This is a genomic window from Streptomyces sp. NPDC048462, from assembly GCF_043200175.1.
Taxonomy (GTDB): domain Bacteria; phylum Actinomycetota; class Actinomycetes; order Streptomycetales; family Streptomycetaceae; genus Streptomyces.
In genome coordinates, this window is sequence record NZ_JBICXG010000001.1 from 450,836 (window position 1) to 460,998 (window position 10,163).

Here is a 10,163-nt window from a genome sequence, read left to right on the forward strand (position 1 = left end):
AGTTACTTCGGCGTCGGGGTGGTGAGAGGAACCGCCCGGGACACCCCCGCCGGACGGGCATGATGGAGAGGAAGACCATGAGCGCGATTCACCCCACGATCACCGAGGTACTCAGCCGTACCTTCAGGGTGCCTGTGGCCGAGATTCTCCCCGAATCCACGATGGACAGCCTGGACATGGACTCCCTGGCAGTCGCCGAGTTCGCCGTCGTCATCAGGGAGGCCGTCGGCGTCGAGCTGGATCCGGGCACGCTGCACCGGGACACCAGCCTCGCCGGGCTCACGGAGTTCCTCCGCGCGGCGGCCGGCGACGAGGCGCCGGTGAGTGCGGCCCGATGAAGATGCCGGCCATCGCTGTCACCGGTCTGGGAATGATCACCCCGGTCGGCAACGACACCGAGTCCACCTGGGACGGGGTGTGCGCCGGCGTCAGCCCGGCCCGCATCGTTCCCGAGCTCGCAGGATGCGCGATCGACTTCGCCTGCACGGTCGAGGGCATCGACCTGGACGCCGCGATCGGCCGGCGTACCGCCTTCCGCATGGGCAGGTACACCAAGTTCGCGGTACTGGCCGCGCGGGAGGCGGTCTCCGACGCGGGACTCGACCCGGGCGGCTGGGACGGCAGCCGGGTCGCGGTCGTCGTCGGCACCAGCAGCGGCGGATCCGCCGGTCTGACCGATCAGGCCCTGGTGCTGGAGCGGCGCGGGCCCGAGGCGACCTCGCCGTCCGGGATCCTGCTCACCATCCCGAACATGCCCGCGGCGGAGATCGCGATCGAGATGAGCGCGACGGGCCCCAGCCTGGCGCCCTGTACCGCCTGCTCGTCCGGGATCACCGCGCTGTCCGTGGCCCGGGACCTGCTCGTCACCGGACAGTGCGACCTGGCCATCGCGGGAGCCACCGAATCGACCCTCTTCCCGATCGCCATGACCGGATTCGCCAGATCCGGCGCGGCCGCCCTCGCGGACCGGGACCTGTCCCGGCTCAGCCGGCCCTTCGCGGCCGACCGGGCCGGGCTCGTCATGGGGGAGGGCGCCGCCGTCATGGTGCTGGAGCGCGCGGCCGACGCCGAGGCCCGGGGCGCCGAGCCACGCGCGTTGCTCGCGGGCACCGGCGCCACCACCGACGCGCACCACCCCACCAGCCCGCACCCCGACGGGCGGATCGCCCAGGCGGCCGTCGAGGCCGCGCTGCGCGACGCGGGCTGGCAGGCCGGGGACGTCGAGCACATCAACGCGCACGGCACGGCGACCCCGCGCAACGACGCGGCCGAAGCCGCCCTGATCGGCCGGGTCTTCCCGCACCGGCCGCCCGTCACCGCGCCCAAGGGCGTGCTCGGCCACTGCATGGGCGCGGCCGGAGCGATCGAGGCGGGGCTGACGATCCTGACGCTCCAGCGCGGAATCGTCCCGCCCGTCGCCAACCTGGACGCGCCCGCGCCCGGGTTCGACATCGACTGCGTGACCAAGCGGCCACGGGCGCTGCCCGTGCGGCGGGCTCTCAGCCACTCCTTCGGATTCGGCGGACACAACGCCGTGGTCGCACTCCTGCGGCCCTGAGGACGCGGGGCGGACCGGGCCGGGCAGGCCCGGTCCGCCCGCCGTACCGTCGCTGAGCTGCGCGGACCCCGTGGTAGCGTGCCTGGGCCAGTCGAACTCCACGTAGGGGTCAGGGAATCCGGTGTGAATCCGGAACTGACGCGCAGCGGTGAGGGGGACGGGCGGGGCCAACAGCCACTGGGAGACCCACGGGTCCCCGGGAAGGCGTCCCGACCGTACGAACCCGAGTCCGAAGACCTGCTGGCGCCCGCGGTCCGGCACCGGTTCGCGGAACTCCGTACAGCGGGCCCCGCGCATGGGCCCAGAGACGCCGAGGTACTTCGTGCCGCTCATAGCCGGCCATGCCCGCTCCGCCGCCCTGCTCACGGCCGCAGCACTCCTGCTGACCGCCTGCGGCACAGGCGGCGACAGCTCCGCCGACAGGCCCACCGGGGCCGACGGCTATCCGGTGACCCTGAAGAACTGCGGGCACACCGTCACCGTGCGAGCGGCCCCGCGCCGCGCCGTCCCGGTCGACCAGGGGTCCACCGAGATCCTGCTCTCGCTCGGCCTCGCCGGCCGGCTGGCCGCCACCGCCACCTGGACCGACCCGGTGATGAAGGGCCTGGAGAAGGCCAACGCCGGCATCCCCCGGATCTCCGAGAACCGTCCCTCGTCCGAGAAGGTCCTCGACCAGGAGCCCGACTTCGTCAGCGCGTCCTTCGAGTCGACGCTCGCCAAGGGCGGCGTCGCCCCCCGGGAACAGTTCGAGAAGCTGGGCGTCCCCACCTACGTCTCGCCCGCCGACTGCACCGCCAAGGACAACAGCAAGGACGGCGACGGGGTCAGGACCGGAGCACTGACCATGGACAGCGTCTACCGCGAAGTACGCGACATGGCCAAGGTGTTCGGTGTCCCGGAGCGAGGCGAGAAGCTCGTCGCGGAGCTGACCGCCCGGGTACGGAAGGCGACCGACGGCATCAACGCCTCCGGCGCCACCCTGATGTACTGGTTCGCCAACTCCGAGTCCCCGTACCTGGCGGGCTGTTGCGGGGCGCCCGGCGTCATCACCCGGGAGCTGGGCGCGAAGAACGTCTTCGACGACACCCATGAGGAATGGCCGCAGATCAACTGGGAGACGGTCGCCGACCGCAACCCCGACGTGCTGGTCATCGGTGATCTGACCCGCAAGTCGCAGACCGCCGAGAGCGCCTCGCGGAAGATCGCGTTCCTGGAGTCCAATCCGGCCACGAAGAACATGGACGCCGTACGGCACAAGCGCTACGTGCTGCTCAGCGGGCAGGCCATGAACCCGTCGATCCGGACGGTCGAGGGCGTGGAGCGGGTCGCCGCCGGGCTGCGCACCTTCGGGCTCGCGGGGTGACGGACACCGAACGGGCCGCGCGGGCGAGCGGACACGAGCTCCCCGCCGCCGGTGAACGCGGGCGTCGCGGTGTCCGGGGCATCGGCGGGGGACTCCTGTGGGCCGGCGGCCTGCTGCTCCTGGTCCTGTCCGTCGCCGTGGCCGTCACCATCGGCCCCGCCCGGATCTCCGTCGGAGACGTCCGGGACACGGTGGCGGCCCACCTGGGGCTCGGGGATTCGCCGCTCAGCCCGATCCGGGACGGCATCATCTGGAACCTGCGCATGCCGAGGACCCTGCTCGCCGCCGTCTGCGGCGCCGGACTCGCGGTCTGCGGCACCGTCATGCAGTCGCTGCTGCGCAACCCGCTCGCGGACCCGTTCGTCCTCGGCGTCTCCTCCGGGGCGTCGACCGGTGCGGTCGTGGTCGTCGTCCTCGGAGTCGGCGGGGGAGCGGTGTCCCTGTCGGCCGGTGCGTTCATCGGGGCGCTCTGCTCCTTCGCGCTGGTCCTGCTGCTGAGCCACACCCTCGGCGGCAGCACCGACCGGGTGGTCCTGTCGGGAGTCGCGGCCATGCAGCTGTTCTCCGCGCTCACCTCCTTCGTCGTGATGACCGCCGCCGACGCCGAGCAGACCCGCGGGGTGCTGTTCTGGCTGCTCGGCTCGCTCGGCGGCGTCGGCTGGAGCGATGTGTGGACCTGCTCCGCCGTGCTGGCCGTGACCCTGCTGATCTGCCTGGGCCACGCCCGTACGCTCGACGCCTTCGCCTTCGGGCAGGACGCCGCCGCCACCCTTGGCGTCCACGTCGGGCGCACCCGGATCGTGCTGCTCTGCGCGACCGCGCTGCTGACCGCCGCCCTCGTCAGCTCGGCCGGCGCCATCGGCTTCGTCGGCCTGGTGCTGCCGCACGCGGCCCGCGCGCTCGCCGGCTCCGGGCACCGCAGGCTGCTGCCCGTCACCGCGCTCGCCGGGGCCGTGTTCCTGGTCTGGGTGGACACCCTCGCGCGCACCGTCCTCGATCCGCAGGAGGTTCCGGTGGGTGTCGTCACCGCCCTGATCGGGGTGCCCGCCTTCGTGCTCGTCCTCTACCGCACCCGGCGGACCGCATGAGCTCGCCCGGCAGCGGGCTGCGGGCCGACCGGGTCAGCCGCGAGGCGGGCGGCCGCCTCATCCTGGACGGGGTCTCGCTGACCCCGCCGCCCGGTGCCACCGTCGGCCTCATCGGCCCGAACGGCTCGGGGAAGTCGACCCTGCTGCGGATACTGGCCGGGGTCCTCGCGCCGGACGCGGGCACGGTCACCCTCGACGACGACCCGCTGGCCCGGATCGGCCGCCGCACGGTCGCCCGGCGGGTCGCGGTGGTCGACCAGCACTCGCTCACCCAGGTCGAGCTGAGCGTCGTGGACGTCGTACGCCTGGGCCGTATCCCACACCGCCGCGCCTGGTCGGCGCCGACGGCCGAGGACGAGAGCGCGGTGGACCAGGCCCTGGAGCGGACCGGTCTCACCGGCCGCCGGGACCAGTCCTGGCACACCCTCTCCGGCGGCGAGCGCCAGCGCGTCCAGATCGCCCGCGCGCTGGCCCAGCAGCCGCGCGAGCTGCTGCTGGACGAACCGACGAACCACCTGGACATCCAGCACCAGCTGGAACTGCTGTCCCTGGTGGCCTCGCTGCCGCTGACCGCCGTCATCGCCCTGCACGACCTCAACCTGGCCGCGATGTTCTGCGACCGGATCGTGGTGCTGGACGGCGGCCGGGTGGTCGCGGCCGGCACCCCGGCCGAGGTGATCACCCAGGAACTCATCGCCGCCGTCTACCGGGTCGGGGCCGTCGTGACCCCGGACGGCCCGGAGGGGCGGCCCTCGGTGCGTTTTCGCCCGGGGAGGCCCGGGAGGCCCTGACAGCGGGTCCCGGATGACACGAGAGGGCGGACCCCCGTGCTGCGGGTCCGCCCCTCGCTCCTGTCCGGTCCGGCGCGGTGCGCGGGGTCAGCGGCGCCGTCCCTGGCCGAACTCGCCACCGGCGTCCTTACCGCCCATGTCCTTGCCGTCCTTGGTCATGCCGTCCGCGTAGTCGATCTGCTCCTTGCGCAGTTCCGCGGACACTTCCTTCTGCTCGGTCACCTTCTTGGTCTCCATCCGCACCCGCTCGACCGGCACGGTCTCCTTCCGCATCGTGGCGCGTTCGGCGTGCAGGGTGACCTCCACGTCCTGTTCGTTGATGTCGGAGCGGGCCGCCTTGTCGCCGGGCTGGAGCGGCTCCCGCACCACCCGGACCTCTTCGTGCGACACGGGGACCGTCCTGGTGACGTTCTCGGTGACGACGTACTTGTGCAGCCGGGCCTTGCCGCTCTCGTACTCCTCGGTGCCGACACGCAGCTGTTCCTCGGAGCGGATGAGTTCCTCCTTGCCGTCCAGGCCGGCGGAGGCGGACCGTTCGGCGCCCGCTCCGGCTCCGACCAGCGGACGGGCCGTACCTGGGGTCTCGGCGTCCCGGTGCTTGCCGGTGCCCGCTGCCGCGCCCGCGGTGCCGGAAGCCTTCCCGCGCTCCGTGCCGGCCGCGCCCATGGCCCCGGCTCCTGCTCCGGCGGCCGCGCCCGCTCCGGCCGCGCCCATGGTGCCGGTCCCGGATGTGGTCGGCGCACCGGCCGTGCCGGCGGCCCCGGAACGGTCACCGAGCTTGCCGCCGGTGTTCCTGGTCAGGCCGTAGTGCCGGTAGAGCTCCTCCTCCTCGGAGACGGAGAGGTGAGCGTCCGCGTCCACCCTGGGGGCTTCCTTGACGCGGTCCTTCGGATGGGAGATGTGCAGGTCGGAGCCCACGCGACGGGCTCCGGCGAGAGGCACGAAACTCTCCTTCATACCGAACAGGCCGGTCTTCACCGTGATCCAGTCCGGTCGGCCGGTGCTGTCGTCGACATACACCCGGCCCACGTTGCCGATCTTCTCGCCCGCGGTGTCGTACACCGTCAGGCCGTCGAGCTCTCCGGAATCCGTGAAACCGTCAGCGGCTCCCATGACCGATTCCTCCTAGCCCGGGCGCGTCCTGTAGGTGGGTCCAGCAGGTGAGGCGCGTCCGGATTCCATCGCGCCTCACCCGGATGGACGCTGCAACTTCCCGGCCGGTGGGGGCGGGGCGCCGTAACCCCGGCGGGTGGGCGCAGGCCCCGCGCGATGCCGCTGTGGGCCCCGTCACCGAGTTAGGCCAATCGAGTGAACGACCGGGTGGCCGCGGGGCGCCCGGCGGTTCACCGGCGCGAGGTCTTCTCCCACCGCCGCTGAGCAGCCCGTTCCCGCCGCGCGGCGAATTTCCGGCAAACCCTTGACACCCGCTGGGCGCGGCACCATCCTTTCGCCAGAAATCGCAACGGCGTTGCGATTTCCGCACCGACAGCTGGACGAAGCGCACGAAGGAGGCCCGGCCCATGGCTGAGCGCGGCACGGACACCACCACCCCGGCCCGCGACGGACAGCAGGCCCCCGGAGTGCTGCAGACCGTCGACCGGGCTCTGCTAGTCCTGCTGACCTTCACCGAGCAGCGGCCCGAATGGGGCGTCAGCGAACTGGCCCGCCACCACGGCTGGGACAAGGCCGTCGTCCAGCGGCTGCTCACCACCCTCAGCGCACGGGGCTTCCTGCTCTGCGACGACAACAGCCGCCGCTACCGCCCAGGACCGGCGCTGTCCCGGCTGGCCAGGGTGAGCGAGCACAGCGGAGTGCTCTCCTCGATCTCCCGGCCGATACTCGCCCGGCTCCTGCGCGAGACCGGCGAGAGCATCGTCCTCAACGTCCCCCACGGCGGCAGCTACCGCTGCGAAGCCGCCGTCGACGGCACCGGACCCGTCCGCTACACCGCGATCATCGGCGCCGTCATGCCCGGCCACGCCGGAGCGTCCGGACACACCATCTTCGCCTACCACCCCGAGCGCGAGATCCGGCAGATGTTCGGCGCCACCGGACTCACCCGCTTCAACGACCGCACCATCACCGACCTGGACGCCCTGCTCACCTGCTACGCCCAGGTCCGCGCCGACGGGTACTGCGTCAGCCACGGCGAGTACGACGAGGCCGTCACCGCGGTCTCCGCACCCGTCTTCCAGGGCGCCGGCGTCCCCGCCTCCCTCACCGTCATCGGCCCGTCCCACCGCGTGGACCGGGCCGCCGACACCCTCGTGACGCTGGTACGCGCCGGCGCGGCGGAGATCACCGCCGCCCTCGGCGGCTGAACCACCCAGCAACCTCCCCGGCCGCGGCCTCCCCTGCCGCCGCGCGCCCCCGGGCCCCGCCCTGCCGCGACGGCCCGGACCCGCCTCCCAGCCCTGCAAACCGAAGGGGGTGCCCCATGGCGCACCACGTCTCAGCGCCGCACCCTGCCCCGCCGCCGTCCGCCCCCGACGAGCCCCGGTCGCACCCCAGGGTCATGGAACCCGTGCTGCTGGCGATCCTGGTGGTGCTCTCCGCCGTGGGAGCCGTCATCGGCATCGACCTGGTCTCCAAGCTGGGTATCTCCGCCAACACCTCGGTCGTCGGCGCACTCGTCGCCATGCTCATCGGCCGCATCCCGCTGGGCTTCCTGCGCCGGATGCGGTCCGTGCACCGGCAGAACCTCGCCCAGAGCGCCATCTCCGCCGCCACCTTCGCCTCCGCGAACGCCCTGCTCACCTCCGTCGCCATCCCGTACGTCTTCGGGCGCAAGGACCTGGTCTGGCCGATGCTCGCCGGGGCCTTCATCGGGCTCGTCGTGGACGCCTGGGTGCTCTACCGCGCCTTCGGCTCCCGGCTGCTCCCGGCCGACGCCGCCTGGCCCCCCGGCACCGCGGCCGCCGAGACCATCAAGGCCGGCGACCGGGGAGGACGCCGCGCCCTGATCCTCGCCGGCGGCACCGCCGTCGGCCTCGCCGGCACCCTCTTCAGCCTGCCGCTCTCCGCAGCCGGCGTCGCCTTCCTCGGCAACGTCTGGGCGCTGATGATGTTCGGCATCGGGCTGATGCTCCGCCAGTACGGCCCCGACCTCTTCGGCACCGACCTCGGCGCCGGGTACATCCCGCACGGCGTCATGGTCGGCGCCGGCGTCGTGGCGCTCGGCCAGGCCGTGCACCTGCTGCTCGGCCGTCGCGAGCGCAAACTTGCCGCCGCCGCCGAGGAGGACCGCAGCGTGGCGCACGTCCAGCCGGCGGACCCGAGCACCGCGTACACCGTCGACGAGCGCGCCCTGCGGCTCTCACTGATCCGCGGCTACGCCCTCTTCACCGGGGGCGCCGTGATCCTCGCCGTGCTCGGCGGGCTGATCGGGGACATGAGCCCGCTCGGCATCGTCGGCTGGGTGCTGTTCGCCGCCTTCGCCGCGCTGGTCCACGAACTGATCGTCGGCCTCGCCGCCATGCAGTCCGGCTGGTTCCCGTCCTTCGCGGTCACGCTGATCTTCCTCATCCTCGGCCTCGCCATCGGAATACCGTCCGTGCCGCTCGCCCTTCTGGTGGGGTACGTCTCCGCCACCGGCCCGGCCTTCGCGGACATGGGTTACGACCTCAAGGCCGGCTGGCTGCTGCGGCGCGAGCACCGCCCCTGGGACCCCTTCGAGCGCGAGGGCCGCCGCCAGCAGTTCCTGGCCGCCCTCATCGGATTCGCGGTCGCCCTCGCCGTCGTCGCCCTCGCCTGGCGTTCGTACTTCGGGCAGGGGCTCATCCCGCCCGTCGCCAAGGTGTACGCCGACACCATCAAGAGCGGGCTCAGCGACCCGGACGCCGTCCGCACCATGCTGATCTGGGCCATCCCCGGCGCCGCCATCCAGCTGCTGGGCGGCACCCGCCGGCAGATGGGCGTCATGCTCGCCACCGGCCTGCTCATCCTCACCCCGCAGGCCTGCTGGCTGGTCCTCGGCGCGCTCGTCGTCCGGGTCGGCTACCGCAGACTGCGCGGTCCCGCCGCCGACGAGGAACTCAACCTGGTGGGCGCCGGCCTGATCGCCGGCAGTTCGCTCGGCGACTCGGCCCAGATCCTCAAGACCTGACGCCCCGCCACCCCTGAACCAGTTCCCGCACCACTCAGCACCACCCGCATGGCAAGGAGAACCCCCCATGGACATGTACAGCAGGCTCGAGCCGCGTCCCGAGTACCTCAGCTTCGAACTGGCGCTGGCCGCCCGCAAGCTCGTCGAGGAGGTCATGCTCGTCAAGCGCGGCGAGCACGTCGTCCTCACCGGCGACACCAGCAGCGACCGCCGTGTCATCGAGGCGACCGCGCAGGCCGTCGCCGCCGCCGGGGCGCACCCCGTCGTCGTCTGGTACGAGACGCTGCCCGGCGCCTCCATGGAGCCGCCCCGGCCCGTCGCCGGCGCCATCGCGGACGCCGACGTGTGGATCGAGTTCGCCGTCTCGTACCTGATGCACTCCGACGCGTTCCGCGCCGCCATGGCGAACGGCTGCCGCTACACCAACCTCACCGCGATGGACGTCCAGATGCTGGTCGCCACCGTCGGGCGCCCCGACTTCCAGGGCGTCATACGCCTCGGCAAGGCCCTGGTCGCCCTCCTGGAGACGGCCGACGAAGTCCGGATCACCTCCGCCAACGGCACCGACCTGGTGGGCCGCAACGGCGACCGGCCGATCAACCTGCGCGGCAAGCCCGCGGAGAAGCCCGGCGAGACCGTCATGCTCTCCGGCCAGATCTCCTGGAACCCCCTGGAGGAGACCCAGGACGGCGTCCTCGTCTTCGACGGTGCCCTGTGGCCGCCGGACGAGCTCGGCCTGCTGCGCTCCCCGGTCCGCTGCACCGTCGAGAAGGGCGTCGTCACCAAGATCGAGGGCGACGCCGACGCGGACACCTTCCGCCGCTGGATGGAGTCCTTCGACGACCCGAACATGTTCCGCGTCGCGCACTGGTCGCTCGGCTTCAACCCCGGTGTTCTCGCCCCGACCGGCCGCATCGTCGAGGACGAGCGCGTCTTCGGCTGCGTCGAACTCGGCATCGGCACCAAGGGCGCCTGGATCGGCGGCGAGCCGTGGGTCGCCGCCGCCCACACCGACGGCAGCGTCCTGGGCCCGTCCATCTACCTGGACGGCGTCGCCATCGAGGAGAACGGGCGCTACGTGCACCCGGACCTCGTGGCGATCTGCCGCGACCTGGGCGTCGCCGGCTACTGAGTCTCCCGGGCGGGGCCCCCCCCCCCCCCGGGGGGGGCCCCCCCCCCCCCCCCCCAACCTCCGCCCGGGAAAACGCCCCCCCCGGACCGGGAAGCGCCCAGGGGGGCGCGGCCGCAGCGGAAAGAA

Annotated in this window: 9 protein-coding genes and 1 riboswitch; of the genes, 8 read left to right on the plus strand and 1 reads right to left on the minus strand. The window is 72.8% G+C overall.

Annotated features, from left to right (window positions below; genetic code table 11):
• Positions 1–77: 77 nt before the first annotated feature.
• The 5 genes from ACGFU6_RS01835 to ACGFU6_RS01855 all read left to right on the plus strand — a co-directional run bounded on the left by ACGFU6_RS01835 (position 78) and on the right by ACGFU6_RS01855 (position 4,800).
• A complete protein-coding gene (locus ACGFU6_RS01835) occupies positions 78–338 on the plus strand; it encodes an acyl carrier protein (RefSeq protein ID WP_393607521.1) in 261 nt (86 codons plus the stop codon).
• Positions 335–1,558, plus strand: coding sequence for a beta-ketoacyl-[acyl-carrier-protein] synthase family protein (locus ACGFU6_RS01840; protein ID WP_393607522.1), 1,224 nt, complete (start codon positions 335–337; stop codon positions 1,556–1,558). The genes ACGFU6_RS01835 and ACGFU6_RS01840 overlap by 4 nt, the downstream gene beginning before the upstream one ends.
• A 71-nt stretch (positions 1,559–1,629) precedes the next feature.
• Positions 1,630–1,818, plus strand: a riboswitch (cobalamin riboswitch).
• A 35-nt stretch (positions 1,819–1,853) separates the two neighbouring features.
• A complete protein-coding gene (locus ACGFU6_RS01845) occupies positions 1,854–2,921 on the plus strand; it encodes an ABC transporter substrate-binding protein (protein ID WP_393607523.1) in 1,068 nt (355 codons plus the stop codon).
• On the plus strand, positions 2,918–4,009 hold the full coding sequence (locus ACGFU6_RS01850) for a FecCD family ABC transporter permease (RefSeq protein ID WP_393607524.1): 1,092 nt from the start codon (positions 2,918–2,920) through the stop codon (positions 4,007–4,009). The genes ACGFU6_RS01845 and ACGFU6_RS01850 overlap by 4 nt, the downstream gene beginning before the upstream one ends.
• A complete protein-coding gene (locus ACGFU6_RS01855; protein ID WP_393607525.1) occupies positions 4,006–4,800 on the plus strand; it encodes an ABC transporter ATP-binding protein in 795 nt (264 codons plus the stop codon). Before ACGFU6_RS01850 ends, ACGFU6_RS01855 begins: the two co-directional genes overlap by 4 nt.
• An 87-nt stretch (positions 4,801–4,887) precedes the next feature.
• Here the strand turns inward: ACGFU6_RS01855 and ACGFU6_RS01860 are convergent, their stop codons facing one another.
• On the minus strand, positions 4,888–5,913 hold the full coding sequence (locus tag ACGFU6_RS01860; protein ID WP_393607526.1) for a PRC and DUF2382 domain-containing protein: 1,026 nt from the start codon (positions 5,911–5,913) through the stop codon (positions 4,888–4,890).
• Positions 5,914–6,320: 407 nt separating this feature from the next.
• Here ACGFU6_RS01860 and ACGFU6_RS01865 point away from each other — a divergent pair, with 407 nt between their 5' ends.
• From ACGFU6_RS01865 to ACGFU6_RS01875, 3 genes are all read left to right on the plus strand, one after another.
• The gene (locus ACGFU6_RS01865; protein WP_393607527.1) at positions 6,321–7,121 is read left to right on the plus strand and encodes an IclR family transcriptional regulator; all 801 of its coding nucleotides are present in this window, start codon (positions 6,321–6,323) and stop codon (positions 7,119–7,121) included.
• A 116-nt stretch (positions 7,122–7,237) separates the two neighbouring features.
• Complete coding sequence (locus ACGFU6_RS01870; RefSeq protein ID WP_393607528.1) at positions 7,238–8,905, plus strand: OPT/YSL family transporter; 1,668 nt, start codon at positions 7,238–7,240, stop codon at positions 8,903–8,905.
• 67 nt (positions 8,906–8,972) lie between these two features.
• The gene (locus ACGFU6_RS01875; RefSeq protein ID WP_393607529.1) at positions 8,973–10,037 is read left to right on the plus strand and encodes a hypothetical protein; all 1,065 of its coding nucleotides are present in this window, start codon (positions 8,973–8,975) and stop codon (positions 10,035–10,037) included.
• Positions 10,038–10,163: the final 126 nt, after the last annotated feature.

What these genes read in the sequence shown, in the direction of transcription:
- ACGFU6_RS01860 (WP_393607526.1), bottom strand. Translation starts at nt 5,913, where the DNA reads ATGGGAGCCGCTGACGGTTTCACGGATTCCGGAGAGCTCGACGGCCTG.
- ACGFU6_RS01870 (WP_393607528.1), top strand. Translation starts at nt 7,238, where the DNA reads ATGGCGCACCACGTCTCAGCGCCGCACCCTGCCCCGCCGCCGTCCGCC.
- ACGFU6_RS01835 (WP_393607521.1), top strand. Translation starts at nt 78, where the DNA reads ATGAGCGCGATTCACCCCACGATCACCGAGGTACTCAGCCGTACCTTC.
- ACGFU6_RS01855 (WP_393607525.1), top strand. Translation starts at nt 4,006, where the DNA reads ATGAGCTCGCCCGGCAGCGGGCTGCGGGCCGACCGGGTCAGCCGCGAG.
- ACGFU6_RS01845 (WP_393607523.1), top strand. Translation starts at nt 1,854, where the DNA reads ATGGGCCCAGAGACGCCGAGGTACTTCGTGCCGCTCATAGCCGGCCAT.
- ACGFU6_RS01875 (WP_393607529.1), top strand. Translation starts at nt 8,973, where the DNA reads ATGGACATGTACAGCAGGCTCGAGCCGCGTCCCGAGTACCTCAGCTTC.
- ACGFU6_RS01865 (WP_393607527.1), top strand. Translation starts at nt 6,321, where the DNA reads ATGGCTGAGCGCGGCACGGACACCACCACCCCGGCCCGCGACGGACAG.
- ACGFU6_RS01840 (WP_393607522.1), top strand. Translation starts at nt 335, where the DNA reads ATGAAGATGCCGGCCATCGCTGTCACCGGTCTGGGAATGATCACCCCG.